Genomic DNA, 16,827 nt, shown 5'->3' with positions numbered 1-16,827 from the left:
ACTAATCTGATTTAACTTTTACCCGATTGAAGCAAGATGACCAATACGCTGCGCGCCTGCGTGCGCAGCTGGTGGAGCCCCTGCGTCAGCGCTGGGCCCTCGACGCTGTGCCCCTTACGGAATTTGAGTGGCTGAACGCCGCGCTGCTGGTGCGCCACCGGCAGCAGTGCGCCTCGGACCGGCCCAAGCCCCTGTTTGTGGCTCTGCCCGCGCACGGCGAAGACCTGAGCGCCGGGCTGCGGATGGCTGCCACGGCCGCCTGGCTGGCGGGCCACGAGCCGCCGGTGGGGGCAGCAACCCCTTACCTAAAGCCAGGCGACCACGTGCTGCACGATGAAACCATCTGGAAAGTGGAGGCAGCGCCTGACCAGGCAGGCAAGGTATCCCTGCGGCGGGTGAGCGATAACCGGGCACGGACGGTGGTGGCTGCCGACTGCCGGAAGCTGGCGGCGCCCTTCGAGTTTGCGGGCTTGCTGGACGACAACCGGGCCGGGTTTCGGTACGTGCAGTACCAGGCGTGGCTGGAGAAGCTGCTGGCGGGCACACGGCAGGCCCAACGCCTGTTTCGGATGGCCGACAAGGACAGTCTCCCCCGCCCGCACGACGGCCTTACTATTCTGGTGGCCCCGCCCGATGCTTTCCGGCATTTTGAAGAAGCGGTGCTGCAAAAAGTGCCCGGCCTGCCCCTGTGCTGGACGCGGCGCACCAACGGCATCAGCAGCAAGCAGGTTTGGGGGCTGCCCTTCGCCGCGTCCATCAACGTGGTTGCTTCGCTGACTGAAGCGCTGGAGCTGCGGAAGCAAGCCCGGTTTGCCAACATAAAAAACTGGCACCTGAGCGTAGTGGGCAAAGCCGCCGTAGGCAACTCGCTGAAAGTGGCCCAGCTGGTGCAAGCCTACGAGGGCCGGCACTGGGCCAGCCTCACCTTCTGGGGCCCCGACCTGGGCGTGGGTGAAACGCCCGGCTGCGTGGTGTGGCCGTGGTCGCGCACCGAAACTCAGGGCCCGCGCCACCGCCCCGACCCGGTGCAGCTGACTGCCGTGCCCCTGTCCGCCCCGCCCGCGCCCGACCTAGCCACGCTGGTGGCTGCGGTGCGCCAGGTGCTCGACGCGCTGGGGCAGGTGACGGAAGCCGCTCCCCTACCGGTGCGCCTGCCCTTGGTGTGGCACCTGCTGCACCGCTGCCTGCGCTACCCACTGCCCCCGGCCGGTACCAACAGCGACGCGCGCGCCTACCTGGCCGAGCTGAGCCGAAAGGTTGCGGAGTGCCTGGATAGCGAGGAGCTGGAGGATGCCTTCGACGATGCCAACCGCTGGCGCGACCTGAAACCTGCCCGCGCTGCCCTGCAAGCTGCCTTTTCCGACCTGCTTGCCTATTTTCAGCAGCACAGCCCCAAATACGATACACTCCGGGAGCTGGCCACCGAGGCCTTGGACGAGGGCCGGTCCGTGGTGCTGGTAGCTGACCGCGAAACGCTGACGGCCACGCAAGCCGTGTGGCGCGGCGTGCGCGGGGTAGAAGTACTCCCGCTGCTGAACGGGCCTGACAACGTACGCCAGCGCCTGCGCAAGAGCTTGTTCGCGGCCAACACGGTGCTGCTGGTGCCCTTCCTTTTCAACCGCGACCAGCTGGCCGAGCTGCAAACCGCGCCCTGCCCCGTGCAACTGGTGCTGCTGGCCAGCGTGGAAGACGGACTGTATGCCCGCACGCTGGCCAGCCTGCGCCAGCAGGAGCAGGCGCAGCTTCGCGCCGGGGGCCGGGCCAGCGTGCTGGGCCTGAGCTACGAGCAGCTGGTGCCGGATACCGGGGCAATTGGTAGTGGAGGCACCTCACCGGGCGGCTCAAATGGGAAGGATTGTACTGCCCCCGGCCAGCTCGATTATTTTGATGAGCTGTATGCCGTGGGCGAAGCCCGCTACACCAGCGAGCGGCAGCGCGGCCGGGCCAGCGGCCAGCTCTTTACTCTCGCCTTCGCCGATGGCTACCGAACCGAGCTGGATGGCCACACGCGGGTGCTACGGCGTGAGCCTGGCGAAACGGTTGTCAGCACCACGGACCTGGTTCCCTGCCAGGTGGATGAGCTGCAGGACGGAGACCGGGTCATCTTCTATGAAAACGACCAGCCGAAGCTCATTGCCCAGATTTTGCGCCAGCATGACCGCAACGGCTTGGTTCGGCGCATTGACCAAGCCTCGGCGGTGTGGCAGGAAGCTTTGCAGCAATTGGCCGCGCATTACCCCAGCACATCGGCGCTCTACGCCGCGCTGCGGGTGCGCGGTGGCCTGGATGTGGGGCCGCAAACGCTGCGCAGCTACCTGGATGGCAAGCGGCGCTTCCCCGGCGACCCCACTACGCTGCCCGCGCTGCAAAAGCTGGCCCGGCACGTGGACCTCCTGGATTGCCGCCTGCTACAGCTCGGCGAGGCGGAAGAGGTGCGCCACTGCCGCAGCAAGTTTCATCAGCTGAGCATTGCGCTGGGCAAGGGCCTCAGCGATGAGGTGCTGCGCTATCGGCTGACCGGAGCTAAAGGCAGCCTGCTGAGCAAGCTGGAGCCCGATACCCTGGAGCTGGTGCTGCTGAGCGCCGTGGAACGTACCGTGTACCGTATCAGCCCGAGATAACCCTCTCCGAAATCGACATTCCTCTTTTTTCCAAGCAGAGCCATGCCAACTGCCGCCGCACCGCGCGACTTCTTTACCCACCGTCTCGAAAGCTCGCTGCTGGGACCGGGCAGCGACACCTATACGGGTGACCCGGCAACCGAAGTGCTGGATGATTTTCCCTTGCAGCGCTACTACACCGGCATTCTGTTTCCCGACCGGGCCGCTGAGCAGGACCCCGGCACGGACGAGGAAGAATACGCCAAAGCCGAGCTGGCCGATGAGCCGGAAGACGCCGAAGACAGTGAGCCCAACGGGGCCGAAATCCACCCCGAGGCCGGCGTAGCCACCGATGATGCGCCGGCCCCGGTACCCGCCGACGCCTCCGAAGCCCGGGATGAGTACGCAGCCGCCAACCATTACTTCCCGAGCAACCTGGGCCTGACCTGCTGCGTGCCTGCAACGTCCGGGCAGCTGCGCGTAACGGTGCGGGGTGCCAGCTACCGGCCCTGGCAGGCAGGCCGCGACCAACTGGCGGTGCGGCTGGCTCCCAATGAGTGGGAGCGACTGCGAGCGGCGCTATCCGAAACGCTGCGGCAGAAGTTGGCTTACGACGAGACAAGCATAACGCTGGCGCTGGTGGCTGCCCCCAAGGGCAACAGCCGTCGCAACCGAAGCGAAGATTTTGCCGAAGTCGACCGCCTGGGGGCCAAAACCAGCGAGTTGCGCAACAGCCCCGGCGTAGCGGCCCTCGACAAGCTGCTGCGCCCCGCTAACCGCCTCTGGCAGCGTCTGCCCTTTGAATGGACGTTTCTGGCTGACCTCAACCAACCGGAAGTAAAATATACCGCCGGGGCCGAAGGCCCGGAAGGGTTAGTCTGCTGGGTAAAAACCTACACCGTCGCTGCCGAGCCCCAGCGCGGAGAGCCATCCCGGCGCTACGTCAAGCTACTAGCGCACAATGCCGTGGAGCGACACCCGGCGCGCGAGTTCAGCAATGCCAACGAGGAGCTGAACAAAAAAAGCCGGTTTCAGGTGAGCGTGGCGGCCAACCTGCCCGATGGCGCCGCGCTCCTGCCCTACAAGCCCGATTTCAACCGCTTCACGGCCGGCGACCAGGAAGCGGCCATTCTGAATTATCAGTACCGCGACTGCCCCTCCTACGGCATCGGCCACGGCGCGGCTGCGGCCTGGGAAGGCAACCCGGCCAACCCACCCACGATGCTGCGCTCTACGTTCCTGCCGACGGTGGACGTGCCCGGCGTGAGCACGGTGCTGCGGCCCGCCGCTACCGCCGCGCAGGACCAGGCGATGAAAGAAGTGCTGGACCTACGCAACCTTTCGCACTGGGGCGAGGCTGCCTACCCCGCCAATCGCCTGCAGGAACTCCTGACGCTCTTCCTGGATGAGTACGCCGCCTGGACGCGCCGCCAGGCTGCCGAGGCCCGGCAGGAACCCGTGAACGAGGACTGCTATGCCCCGCTGCTGACCAATCAGGCCCAAGCTCTGGAACGGATGCGCCACGCGGTGGCGCTCCTGGGCCGTGACCAGCGCGTACTCGAGGCCTTCCGCCGGGCTAACACGGCCATGCTGTTGCAGATGATAGTATCGGATGACCTGGCCTACGCCGGTGAGCCCAAACCCTACGACGATTTCCCGGAGCACTACGCCGCCACGAATTATACCGAATTGGAAGGGTTTCGCAACCATCCGGGGCGGCGGGCACGAGGGGGCGGCCATATTCCGTTCAGCTACCGCCCTTTCCAGCTGGCTTTTCTGCTCATGAGCCTTAACTCGGTGACGGTGAATGAGGCGCGGGACACGCAAGCACAAGGCACGGCCGGACAGCTACCGGACCGGGAACTGGTGGACCTCATCTGGTTTCCGACCGGGGGCGGCAAAACCGAAGCCTACCTGGCCGTAACCGCGCTGGCCATTATCTGGCGGCGCTGGCACGGGGGCGAGCGCGGGCAAAAGGGGGTGGCCGTAATGATGCGCTACACCCTGCGCCTGCTCACCACGCAACAGTCGGAGCGGGCCAGCCGGCTGATGTGCGCGCTGGAGTTTCTGCGCACGAAGTGGCGCGACGCGGCCGGCCGAAAGGTGCTCGGGCGCGAGCCACTCACCCTGGGGCTGTGGGTGGGCCAAGCTACTACGCCTAATACCCGCGCAGAAGCTGGGCAAGCCTACGAGGAGTTGCTAGAAGAAATCCGGCAAACGAATTACCAGTTAAGCCGGCCCAAAACGAAGGCCAAAGCAAAAGAATATACCCGCAAGCCCAGCTTTCAAAAGAATGTGTTTCAGCTGGCCTCCTGCCCGTGGTGTGGCTGCGAGACTATTAGCGTTCAGCGCGGGCAATACCACACCGGCTTTGATGCCACCGGCCAGCTCACCTGCCTGAACGAGCGCTGCCACTTCGGGCAGCGCGATGCGGCGGGGCAGGCTATTCACCCAGTGCCAGTAAGCGTAGTGGATGAAGAGCTGTATAAGCACCCGCCCACGCTGCTCTTTGCCACGGTTGATAAGTTTGCCATGCTGCCCCACAAGGAGAAAGCCGGCCTGTTCTTCCGGCAGGCGGGCACGGCTCCTCCCGGGCTCATCATTCAAGACGAGCTGCACCTGTTGAGCGGCCCATTGGGTTCGCTGACTGGGCTGTTTGAGCGCGTGGTAAAGGAGCTGTGCACTGACCCGCTGGGCCAGCGCCCTCCCAAGATAATTGCCTCGACGGCGACCACCCGCAATACGGCAGCCCAGGTGCGGGCCCTGTACGACCGCCCGGTATCCATTTTTCCGCCGGCGGGCATTCGCTACGATGACTCGTTTTTTGCCTACAACACCAGCGAGAGCCAGCGTCGCCACGTGGGCGTGATGGCCACCGGCAAAACCAATCTGGACATGCAGCTGCAACTGGTTTCGCTGCTGCTGCTGGCCCGCACCGAGGCCTGGCGCGCCCTACGGCCCACCTACGCCACCGAGGCCGACGCCCTGGCCCGCCTGGACCGCTACTGGACCCTGGTGCTGTACTACAACAGCCTACGCGACGTGGGCAAGATGTATAACAAAGTCAGCTCGGAGGTTTTTGGCCTGCTCCAGGCCGGGCATCAGCACTGGAACCTGGACGGCCCCGGCCGGCAATGGCCCTACTATGGCCTGATGAGCCGGACCCGGGAATTGACCAGTCGCGTGGAAAGCAACAAAATTAAGGACGCGCTCCACGAGTTGGGCGAGCCGTTGAAGCTGAACGCAGCTGACAGTGAGCAGCGGCGGGTGGTAAGCGGCGTGGATTTGGTGCTGGCCAGCAATATGCTGTCGGTGGGCATCGACATCGGCCGCCTAAACCTGATGGTGCTCTGCGGGCAGCCGCGCAACAGCGCCGAATACATTCAGGCCAGCTCGCGCGTGGCCCGTACCGACCAGGGGCTGGTGTTCAGCCTGATGGATGCGAACCGGGCGCGCGAGAAATCCATCTTCGAGCAATATACCGGCTTTAACCAGACCTACTACAAGCACGTGGAGCCGCTGAGTTTGACCCCGTTCACGCCCCAAACGCTGGACCGGATGCTCAACAGCCTGCTGGTAACTTGGGTGCGGCACTACAAGGGCAAGCCGGCCGCGGCTTTCGAGTTGGAAATGGCCACTGCGCTTGGCGAACTGCTGGGCGAGCAAATAACGGAAGACCCGGCCCTGGCCGCCAACCTGCAAGCCCGCTTGGCCGTGCTTGCCAATGACTGGCTGGCCAAAAAGCAGGCCGGCCTGAGCGTGGACAAACCTTTGCACTACAAGAATAAGAAACACAATACTCCGCTTCTGAGCAAAGAGCCCGGCGAGCCGCAACACCCCAACTATTGGAACCTGCCGACCTCCATGCGGGAGGTGGATACGGAAACGACGTTGGGCTTCCGGCCCGAAGCCGAACCCGTGACCGACGCGCCCGCCATGCCAACGATATAGTGCCTTTTTTTCTAACTGATGCCTGCTACTGATTCTTTACAAACCCGCAAGCTTTGCAGCGCCTACGGCGGCGTGGGCTCGCTAATCGAGTCGCGCCTTGGTGCGCTACGTATCCTGTCCGCCAACGAATGGCCATATCTGCGCGGAAAGAGTCCCCGCGCCTACCGCGAGGAAAACCGGCTGAACGATATTCGCCTGCTGGCCCGCCTGCGCTGCCTGTTCCCGGAGCTGCGCCGCCTGGCCCGCATGCCCTCCAACCCGCCACTGGCTTTTGCGGGTGCCCCCAGCCGGCCCCGGGTGGCCGTGGACTTTTTTCCGAAGTGGATGTACTGCCCCAGCTGTGCCCGCTTCGACCACCACGCCAATTGGCGCCGACAATGGTACCTGACAGCCACCCGCAAGACGGCTTTTGAAGTAAGCCGCTTCGAGGAAGCGCCGCGCTGCGACTACTGCTTCCACAACGACAACCTGAGTGGGCCAGCCCGCTGGCAAACGCTGGAGCAGGTACGCTTCGTGATGACCTCGCCGGCCGGCAGCATCGCCGATGTGCCGTGGCCGCACTGGGCGTTGCGGCATCGGCAGGAAAACGAAACAGCGGCTCCCGAAGCGCCGCAAGATGATGCAACCACCCCGGAGGAAGCCGGCGAAACAAGCACCACTACGCTGGCCATGCGGCGGGATTTGCCCAGGGGCACCGAGCTGTACTACCGTACGTCGGGCCGCCTCAATGACCTCAAGGGCATCACCATTGAGGCACGGCGGCGGCTGGCCGATGGCGGCACCGAGCGCTTGGGCAGCGCCACGCTGTCGGGCCTGTTTGGCCTGCGGGTGCCGGAAACCGACATGGAGGAGTACGGCGTAGAACGCCCACGCCGCGGCGTGCCGATGAAACCGGTGCTGCGCGCTAGCAACAGCGTGTATTATCCGCACATCGTGCAGAGCCTCTACCTGCCAGGCGAGCAGCCGGAGGTGGTAGGTACCGATGCGCAAGGCCCCTCAACTCCAGATGGGCTTACGCAGGCAATGGCCCAAACCCTTCGGGAAAACCACGAGGACGAAATGCCGGTGCACCGCAACCTGAAACGATTATTCGATAAGCATGGCGTTGAGCTAAGCACAGAGCAGTTTGAGGAGCTGCTGGCAGCCGGCTTTGTCATTCCGGCGCCGGCGCCGGCCTTGCCACCCGTGCCCGAACCCAGTCTGCCCGGCGAGGAAGATTATCGACGGGCTGAATACCAATACATCACTACACAGGCAACGCCAGCGGATGCCAAGGAGCTGCTGTTGCGCCCGCTCGATTTAACAGATGCGGTGCCTGGCCTCGGGCCGGCCTGGCAATTGGACCGACTGAAAATGACGGCGGTGCAAACATCTTACACGCGGCAGCAGCCGCTGGACCGGGATGCTGTGCTGGCTCAGGATGAGAAAGGCAACCCGCTCAGTATCCGCCGGCGCTTCACCTTCAAGTACGGCCTCAAAACCCATACCCTGCTCGGCGTGGAAAGCTACGGGGAAGGCCTATTCTTTACGCTTAATGCCGAACGGCTGCGGCAATGGGAAAACAAGCCTGCCGTTTTGAAAAGGCTCGACCAGTTACTGGCCAACCAGGGGGCGATGTCGGCGGGCTCGCCGGGGGCGGCACGCAAGGCTACGGCCCGTTTCGTGCTGCTGCATACGCTCAGCCACCTGCTGGTACGCGAGCTGGAATTCCAGTGCGGCTACCCGGCTACCTCGTTGCAGGAGCGCCTGTACGTGGGGCCGCAGATGCAGGGCTTGCTGATTTACACCATTGCCGGATCGGAGGGATCGTATGGTGGCCTCGTGTCGCTGGGCCGGATGGGCCGGTTGCCGGGCCTGTTGCAATCAGCCCTGCAGCGGGCTACCGATTGCGCGGCGGACCCCATCTGCTGGCATACCGATGCGCAGGGACAGGGGGTGGGTGGGCTGAACCTAGCAGCCTGCGCGGCCTGCGCACTGCTACCCGAAACCTCGTGCGAGGAGTTCAACTCGCTGCTGGACCGCCGACTGGTAGTGGACCCGGAGTTTGGCTTTTTCGCAAATAACCAAGCAAGCTAGCCTGGTACCCACACTACCATTTTCCTATTAAGCCGTTCTTTCAACCTGCACATCATGCCCGTCTCCTCTGATACTATTCAGCTGCTGCCAATTTATGTAAACCCGCTTGGTGAGCCCTGCGACGTGCACACCCACGAGCGACTACGGCTGGCATCGGGGGCAATGATGCACCTGCTGGTTCACCACCCTGACCAGCTTTTACCGCCCCCTGAAGTCTTCACGCCTAAGCAGTTTAAGGTAGTGGCCGCTGACGGCGTTCTCACTTTCACCTTGAATCAAACGCCATGGGGAAAGGCGGACGTAACGCTCCAATTTCCGGATGGCTTAAGGATGTACCAGCAGTACGTGGATGAACTACCCTACTGCCAGGAGGCTGTTAACTGCTTGATTACGGATGTAAGGGCGAAGAATCAGCCGTACCAGTCCGTACCGGGGTTTTCGCCGATACAGGCTATTTCCGTAAATAATGCCTACACAGAGGCTTCCAAGCGCTATGAGCCTAAGCGCAAGTCCAATACGGCGGATATCTACCACTGCATGCGCACAAAAGATGGCTGGCGCCTGCGCGAGGCCTGGGAACAGCATGGCAACCAATGACGAGCAGCTGTCGGCTACTTTAAATACGGGTGCCTATGTACTCGGCATTTCCACCAACTCTTTCTGCTCCACCGAGCCAGCTTCGAAAAACACCTCGCCCACGCCGTAAGGCAACGCCGCCGCGCTGAAGTCTATCAGCTTGGCACTGTTCCAGAAGCCAACTTGCTGGCGTAGTTGGTCGGCAATGTTTGCCAGCGGGCCACCGGCCCCAAGCAGGGCATCTAATTCCTCGCGGCTCAGGACGGGAAGAAACAGTGGCGCGGCGGCCAGCTTCAGGGGCAGCGGCTGGCTGGCCCAGCTGGGATATGGCGAATTGGGGTGAGGTTTCAAGAGCTCAAACAGCGTCTTGCGCAGCTGGTTCGGCTTGATATCGCGGTGCTCTTTCGCATCGGGTTCGGCTATCTGGAGGGCGATGGCACCGGGCTTGAAATGCAACCGAAACACCTGCAGGTCTGGCTTATCGCCAGCACTTTTTCGGGCCGATTGAGGATCGGGGCTGGCATATTCGCAACCACGGCGACTGGGGCAGTTGGCCGGGCGGGCCCATTCCCACAGATTGTCGACGACGTAGGGCACATTTTGCGGCGGCCGACGGTCCAGCGGGTTATATTGTTTTTGCTGCGCGGGTTCGGCACGGTATAAGGTCACCATCTGACGAAAAGGTTTTATTTGTCGGCCGGCACTTAGCCGGTTTCAACATGAGTCACAAGAATAAGAAGATTTCACAGCAGGAAGAGGACGAAACCGTCGACATCCCTCAGCAGAAGATACTGGGGCTACTGAAGCTCATCCGGCTGTTAAAAGAGCCTGGTGGGCATACCATGTCGCAATTAATGGACCGGCTGGATAAGAAGCTGCGCACGATGCAGCGTTACCTGAAGCTATTGGAAGAAGTCGGCTACCCCGTTGATAAAACGTCTGGCCCGCCTGTCCGCTACTTCCTGTTTGAACCAGCTCCTGAAGGCCGCGGCATTCGGCACGAGCCCCTTACTACGGCTGAATCAGACCTGTTGGCCCTGCGCCTGGCCGACCTGGGCCCGCCTACACCCGTGTTGACCAGTTTACGCCAGAAACTACAGCTGTCCACTTTACTGGTGCCGCAGCCTCATGAGCTACACGGCCTGCGCCTGAGTACCATCCTCGATACGTTGGCCCTAGCCATTTCTCTGCGCCGCCGGGTAAGACTGCTCGCCTACCAATCGACCAACTCCGGCACCGTACGCGACCGGGACGTGGAACCGCTGGCGTTGGCCAACAATTATACCCAGCTGGCTACCAATGATGTGGAAAGCGGGCAGTTCCGCACGTATAACCTCAACCGCATGGGTGGAGCCGAACTGCTGGATGCCCCCTGCACGCTGCCCGACTCCGGCCGCCGGCCTGATATATTTGGAATGGCCGCTACTGACGAGTGGCAGCCCGTGGAGTTGCTGCTCACCGACCGTGCCTACCAGCTACTGCTGCGTGAATCGGCCTCGGCAGCGGCCGACTGTCATCAGGTACCCGCCGCTGAGGGTGAAGCGGGCCAGGCCTACCACTACCGGGGCCGAGTCCACGGCTTCGATGGTGTGGGACGCTTTGTGCTGGGCCTGCCGACAGAGGTAAAGGTGGTGGCCCCAGAAGAGCTGACTAACTTCGTGCGCAACAAAGTGGCCCTTGCCCGGTGGTGAGCATAGTAGGCGACAGGAATTGTCGTGAAGGTGGTAGTATGTTTGGCACTTCACTTTTAGAAGTTTTGCCCATGCATCCTCACACACCTCCCTCCGCTTTAGTGTCCCTCAGCCTGTACAGGAAGATGTTTTTAAAAGATCAACCAGCCTCTTATGTTGCTGGTTCGGCTTGATGTCGCAGTATTCTTTTTCATCGGGATCATCGTTATTGACAGAAGCTGTCAGCAGCAGGTGGGTATGTTCGCATTAGCAGTTCCAATCAGTCTTTTCTCAGTTTTTTCATGTCCATTACCAATACTACTCCCGCTCCGCATCTTACTGCCTACCTCACCTGGTCATTAGGCATCGATATGCCGGGCCTCTCCGTCGTTTACGCCGCCGACAAGGTCGCGGCCCGTACCCTACTAGACGACTTTTGCGCTAACACTCAGCCCAAGCACAAGGTATTCGATACGTACTCACCCACCGAGGTTCGGCGCGACGTTGGTGGTAACGCATACGGCGTGCATTTGCTCAACATTGGCATCGCCCCCGAGGGGACCCAACCGCACATCATGGTAATCGAGCGAGGCGAAGATGTACGGTTCGACGACTAACAGCAATTCATAATCGACTAGGCAGAATCTATCCTTCTATTCTTATCCGCTCATGCACAGGGGATTTTGCACTCCTGCGGACTACTCCTCCTTTCTACCTGATCTTCCCTCCTTCTTTAATTTGGCCTAAACAGACCAGAAATATGCCTAAAGACCATCCCGTGGTGCCCCTCGCAAAGTGGTATAGCTTTCCTGCCGACTCACTGACGAGGGCTTTCCTAAACCCCTGCCTACCCTGGTTATGGGTGCAGGCTGAGCCCGAGCACCTGGACATCGTCACGCGAGTAGTCAACTACATCACCTCTGGTGAATCTTCCTGGGATCTGCCGAAGGAAGAGCCCATTTGCTACGCTCTGCGCATACGGTCACAAAGTATTGGTTACTGGGAGCTGCGTGAAGGGACTTTAGTCAATTTCGATAATAGGACTTTCGCCCGCCTTACCAACCTGGGCCGCCCCTACTGGCGCTACCTGACAGCGCCGAGTTTCAGCGATGACCCCATACTCACTACGGGCAATTATTTGCTCAGTTATATCGGGCTGGAGTTTTTGGATTTGGCGGAACTGAATGAGCATGAGCGAGAGCATGCGCATTTGCTTACGCCGATGAGCACGTTGCTCGACTGATTTTCTCTTCTCTGTGGTAGCCAGCAAGCCTGTCGGCACTGGTTTTTATTGTCCCAACTTTTTTTTAATATCCTAACGCAAAAACTCATGGCCAATCAAGTTACTCCTGGTGTCGTCGCTAACACCCTCGTGCGCTACATTCTAACGCAGGCCGGCTTAGCTGCTGGCGGACTCACGGCCAAAGGCTCTAATAACCAATGGCAGACGACGCTCGCGGCCTTCGGTAATAAGTGTGCCTATACTGGCGCAGACCTAACAGGAGCGCCCATTGAGAAAGAACACGCAATAGCCATGAACCGCGCGGGTGGGGGGCTGCACGTGTACGGCAACGTGATTCCCGCGACCCCAAAGGCCAACGCCGAGAAAAGCGGACTGCGCTACGATGCTTTTTTGCGCTCAAAAGGCGAGAAATTTTCGAGCATCGCGCACCTGACGGACAAAGACCGAGAAGATGCGATTGGCCGTATTGAAGAATTTATGCGAAATGCCCGCCCCGACGGCATGCTTGACCCGCATCCGGAACTGCTGGCTTTCTATAAAGCGCAGTATGAGAAGGCCAAAGAATTGTGCGCGACAGCCGCCCAAGAGTTGGAAGTATTGCTGCAAAAGCTGAACGTAGCCGATGTGCCGAACCCTGATGAAACCGATGACGCAATGCCGGATTTGCCCAGCACCGAGCAATTTGAGCTGGAAGAGCGAAACACAGATAATCTACCCGAAGCGTATCGAAAAATCCAGGAGTGCGGCAGTGAAATGAAAGTAGGGGCCTACGCCCGGGCCGTATTTGAGCAGCTTTTTGCCGACGGACGCATTGCTGCCTTCCTGCCTAACCTCACGTACCGTGAAGACAGCTTCTACGCGTTCCGGCTTTCATTTCCTGCGCTTATCACCCAGCGCCACCTGGACCCCCTCCGCTACTATGCTACCCCATATAAGCATGACGGTACCGACTATTACCTGTGCAGCCAGTGGTTTGAGCGCAATCGTGACGACCTCGATAGCTGGCTGATGGAAACGGTATTCGGTCACTCTGCTTAACGGTTTGAGCCTCGCCTATGTCTACCATCTTCAACCCTGACGGCCGCTATGACGGCTCCTATGAGGGAATGTTCGAAACCCTGGTTATCCAGGGAGATACCGTGACGGTGCACCTAAGTAGCCAGGAGTTTCTCACACCAGAGGACTTGGCCATGCAGGTGGCTGACACGGCCACCCATTTCCACTTGGCTACCATCGAAGTAGAAAACGCGCTCTACGATAATAAGCTGCCGGCCTTGGTAGATACTTCCCGCCCCGGCACGGTAATCGACGGACAGACGGTGCGGGTATACCTGCTGGCGAATGATAAGGCACCAGTCGCGACACCTGTAGTCGCGCCTACACTCGTGCCAGATGCCATTCGGCTGCCGGATACTGAAACCGAGCTGTTGGCTACCGCCGCCGGGTTAGGGGAGCTATTCTACGGCCGGCTGTCGCCGACCACTGCTTATGACCTAGCGCAAGCGACAGCAAGCATTCTAAGCGCGGTCGGCTGCAAGTCAGGGGCGGAGTTGCTGGCGCGGGGCATTGATCTGCGCCAGCAACTGGCGCTGGACCTGACGGATGAGGAAATGCGCGATGCGCTTCTCTTCATCACCTTCGGGCGCACGTATGTCGATGAAGGGGATCGACAGCAGCTAGTGACCCGGCTGGTCACTGAGTCAGGCGGGCCAGTGGGCGTAGATGCGGATGCGGTGCCGGGTGGCGTCGGCCCCTTTGGCCGGGCGTTTAGCAACCCCGTGCCTGTAGCCGGCATTGTAGCAGCCCGCCTCTACCTGGACTGCTTGCGCACGCCCGACCACGAGCCGGTGGAATGGCGGCGGACAGGCTCGTGCTATTGGCCTGAAGGTCAGGGCTCGGTAGACTGCTATGAGCTTACAAGCTTCTTCGGGAAATCATTGGGCCAGGTGTTTATTTCGCCCTACCACCAGCGCATTTCGGCGCGAGCTCCCGAAGGGCTCTTGTTGGTGTCGTAACGCTACCTGGATAGGTACCGCATGCTTTGCTGCTCCATTGAGTGCGTATCAGGCTAGGGAGGGGTAACGGTGACGTTCCGGTCTAGTTAGCTGCCCAATTCAACGTTGCCCACTCGCTACAAACCTGCCTGCAGGGCGGCTAGGGCAGTATCATATCGATCCAGGGCGGCCTGTACGGTGGCGGTTGTGACCCCGGGTTGGTTCTGCGTGTCGCGCAGCTCAGCCCGCAGCAGGGCGCGTTGCAATAGCCTGAACTCCACGGCGTGGGCCGGGAGCTGTACCAGGCCAGCTCGACACAGCTCCCGGGCCGCATCAAATTCGACCGCTTCCCGGGGGCGCACGAAGTGGTAGCCGGCTGGCAGTAGCAGCTGCAGGCACGCCTCACACGCTTCGCCCAGCGCCGGGCCGGCCAACTGCCAAGCTGCCTGGTTCAGCCATTGCGAGGCCGCGCGCAGGGTTCCCTTGTTGGCGTGTTCCTGTTCCAGCTGCTGGATAAGCTGCCAGTGCAGGTAGACTGGGTCTGGCAGTGGGGGAAGCAGGCCCTCCACCTCGCCCAGCAGGTACTGGCGGCCGTTTATCACGGTTTCTACTTTCCGATACGGTACCCGGGTATCCTGCTCTGCCGGATCGGCAAACAGAGATCGTCGGAAATTGGTATCCCGCTTCACCTCAAACGGACTTTCAGTGAAAGCAAACGTGCACGCAGCCGCAAAGTGGCGCTGCGCCGTTTCCGGGCGCTCCAACCGAAAGGCGGCCCAGGCCGCATGATGCCGGTAGCAGGTTTGGTGCCACCGACGCCGTGCCAGATGCAGTGCCTGTTCGGAAGGCACCTCCCGTTTTTTCGGCACTCGGGGTAACGGCCGCTCGGCCAGCCACTCATATTCGGCCAGTAGAGCACCCCAATCGGGGGTAGCCTGTGCTAGTAGACATTCTATCAGCAGCTCCCGGTGGGGTATTGCGTTGGGTTGCAGCCTTACTACTGCCCACGCATCCTGTAAGGCTCGTTCTGGTGCGGTGTGCTCCAGAAAATACTCCGCCCGCCCGCTCAGGTAGGCCGCTGTGGCGGGTTCCCGAATACCCGCCTGTTCGAAGACTGCCAGCGCCGCTGCCCAGCGCTCAGCAGGTGGTGGCAGATGGGCGGCGGGGTAGCGGATATGATCGACTATGCCGCCATTCCGCCAGCCGCCGTTCAGCGGTCTAATAGCCGCGAAGTCATGCACGGCACCCCAGAAGTCCTGTCGCAGGAACCGGATGATGGCCCGGCTTTTCATTGCCCACCCATTACTCGGGTTCTGTGCTAAGGCGTCGTTCAGGTCGGCTAGGGCCTCATCCAACCGATCATGGGCGAGATGGAAGTTACCCCGGCCGGCCAGATACTGCGCGTTGCCTGGGTCTAAAGCCAGGGCCTGGTTATAGGCGGCTAACCGCTTGGCCTGTCCCTCGGGCAACGGGTCATAACCAACGCCGGAAAAGTACGCGGCGGGGTGCTCCAAGGCCTCGGCATAGTGATACCAGGCTTCGGCGCGGGTGGGGTCCAGCGCCAGGGAAGCACTTAAGTCCCGTCGGGCATCTCCATCGCCGTCATTGAAACGGGCTCCAATGCCCCGCCAGTAAAGATCCTTGGCCGTGGTGGCAGGACATTTGGCGGCCCTGGCAAAGGCCGAGAGAGCAATATGATCATCCGTATTCTTCACCCCTTCCCGACCGATCAGCATGCCATAGCGGGCCCAGAGCTCCGGTGAGTCAGTGACCAAAGTAACAGCCTGTTCGTAGCAAGTCGCTGCCGCGCCCCACTCTGAGGACTGTTCATGGAGCAACGCGGTTTCATACAGGTGCTGTACCGGAGGTGGAAATGGGGGCATCGAGCAAAAGGGCGTGACGAGAGGGATAGAACAATTTAGTCGAACAGGGTATCCGCCGGAGTGAGCCGTTGAATATGGCTCTGCTCATGAGGCTTGATTTGGTCAGGGCTTAGGAACGTGAGATTTATGTAGCAGAGCAAAACGTTGCTGCTGTCCGGATTGGGTCCAGCACTGATCAAGGGCGTCTTCAGTTTGCGCCAATAGGGACTGTTCAGGGAATCAAGTCGAGCCAGCACCTCTTCGGTAAACTGCAAAATCGTCCCTTCCCGTAGCTGCAGGGTGCTACCGTCCGAGCGCCGCATGCCGATGCTATAGCAGGCTGGCTCCTCGGTTGGCACCGACAGCCGACTATCTCCACCCGATTGCACGTAGGTGGTAAAGCGGGTGACAATCGTCACATCCTCCGGATCAGTCACAATTCGTAGTCGCGGGACATGCGGGGTGAGAAAGGCGCGGGTGCGGGAGTCGGCCGCGAAGCTGTACCACTTGTCTAGCGGTACCGGAGACTTGGATTTGGCCATAGAGGAATAGCGTGGGTGGAGCAGCAAGGAATATAGGTCAGCGTTGAAAGAGCGAGGTGCGGGCAAGGCAACCCAAGGGCGGTAGCGTGGCCCGATTAGTAGTGATGCGGGCATCGAGTAAGCCCACCCGAACTTCCCGGAGCGGGAAGATATTGTCCCGCAGATTAACGGGGGCAGACGATAAAGCAAACCTACGAGGGGGATAGTGACATTTAGTGTCGCAAACTTCTCGGGATTACTGAGCTCACCATACAGGCTGGGCACTCATTTCCGTACGTCCTGGCTTGGCAAGGTTCATCACACCTCAGTACTG

The 16,827-nt window shown here is 61.0% G+C and carries 12 protein-coding genes; 9 read left to right on the top strand and 3 right to left on the bottom strand.

What is annotated here, in order from left to right:
• Positions 1-26 precede the first annotated feature (26 nt).
• Genes ABD833_RS19225 through ABD833_RS19210 form a run of 4 tightly spaced genes read left to right on the top strand, consistent with a single transcriptional unit; the run spans position 27 to position 9,224 of the window.
• Positions 27-2,621 (top strand): hypothetical protein, encoded by a 2,595-nt coding sequence (locus ABD833_RS19225; RefSeq protein ID WP_345075230.1) that lies wholly within the window; start codon positions 27-29, stop codon positions 2,619-2,621.
• Between the two features lie 42 nt (positions 2,622-2,663).
• Positions 2,664-6,551, top strand: a complete 3,888-nt coding sequence (locus tag ABD833_RS19220; RefSeq protein WP_345075228.1) for a DEAD/DEAH box helicase — start codon at positions 2,664-2,666, stop codon at positions 6,549-6,551.
• A gap of 18 nt (positions 6,552-6,569) precedes the next feature.
• Entirely contained in the window at positions 6,570-8,627 is a 2,058-nt protein-coding gene (locus ABD833_RS19215) for a Zn-binding domain-containing protein (RefSeq protein WP_345075226.1), read from the top strand.
• A gap of 54 nt (positions 8,628-8,681) precedes the next feature.
• Complete coding sequence (locus ABD833_RS19210; RefSeq protein WP_345075224.1) at positions 8,682-9,224, top strand: hypothetical protein; 543 nt, start codon at positions 8,682-8,684, stop codon at positions 9,222-9,224.
• A gap of 33 nt (positions 9,225-9,257) precedes the next feature.
• On the opposite strand, the gene ABD833_RS19205 is transcribed toward ABD833_RS19210, so the two are convergent.
• Positions 9,258-9,875 (bottom strand): hypothetical protein, encoded by a 618-nt coding sequence (locus ABD833_RS19205; protein ID WP_345075223.1) that lies wholly within the window; start codon positions 9,873-9,875, stop codon positions 9,258-9,260.
• Positions 9,876-9,922: 47 nt separating this feature from the next.
• On the opposite strand from ABD833_RS19205, the gene ABD833_RS19200 reads away from it, so the two are divergent.
• The 5 genes from ABD833_RS19200 (at position 9,923) to ABD833_RS19180 (ending at position 14,131) form a co-directional block, all read left to right on the top strand.
• The gene (locus ABD833_RS19200; RefSeq protein ID WP_345075222.1) at positions 9,923-10,894 is read left to right on the top strand and encodes a helix-turn-helix transcriptional regulator; all 972 of its coding nucleotides are present in this window, start codon (positions 9,923-9,925) and stop codon (positions 10,892-10,894) included.
• 281 nt (positions 10,895-11,175) lie between these two features.
• Complete coding sequence (locus ABD833_RS19195; RefSeq protein WP_345075221.1) at positions 11,176-11,490, top strand: hypothetical protein; 315 nt, start codon at positions 11,176-11,178, stop codon at positions 11,488-11,490.
• A gap of 143 nt (positions 11,491-11,633) precedes the next feature.
• Positions 11,634-12,116, top strand: coding sequence for a hypothetical protein (locus ABD833_RS19190; RefSeq protein WP_345075220.1), 483 nt, complete (start codon positions 11,634-11,636; stop codon positions 12,114-12,116).
• A gap of 87 nt (positions 12,117-12,203) precedes the next feature.
• The gene (locus ABD833_RS19185; RefSeq protein WP_345075218.1) at positions 12,204-13,154 is read left to right on the top strand and encodes a hypothetical protein; all 951 of its coding nucleotides are present in this window, start codon (positions 12,204-12,206) and stop codon (positions 13,152-13,154) included.
• 17 nt (positions 13,155-13,171) lie between these two features.
• Positions 13,172-14,131: a hypothetical protein gene (locus tag ABD833_RS19180; RefSeq protein ID WP_345075217.1), complete on the top strand. Its 960-nt coding sequence runs from the start codon at positions 13,172-13,174 to the stop codon at positions 14,129-14,131.
• A 116-nt stretch (positions 14,132-14,247) separates the two neighbouring features.
• Here ABD833_RS19180 and ABD833_RS19175 read toward each other — a convergent pair whose 3' ends face one another.
• Entirely contained in the window at positions 14,248-15,993 is a 1,746-nt protein-coding gene (locus ABD833_RS19175) for a tetratricopeptide repeat protein (protein WP_345075215.1), read from the bottom strand.
• A 35-nt stretch (positions 15,994-16,028) separates the two neighbouring features.
• Positions 16,029-16,514, bottom strand: coding sequence for a hypothetical protein (locus ABD833_RS19170; RefSeq protein ID WP_345075213.1), 486 nt, complete (start codon positions 16,512-16,514; stop codon positions 16,029-16,031).
• Positions 16,515-16,827: the final 313 nt, after the last annotated feature.

Source organism: Hymenobacter fastidiosus (genome assembly GCF_039539565.1).
GTDB classification, from domain to species: Bacteria; Bacteroidota; Bacteroidia; order Cytophagales; family Hymenobacteraceae; genus Hymenobacter; species Hymenobacter fastidiosus.
This window is presented reverse-complemented; position numbering and strand designations above follow the sequence as displayed.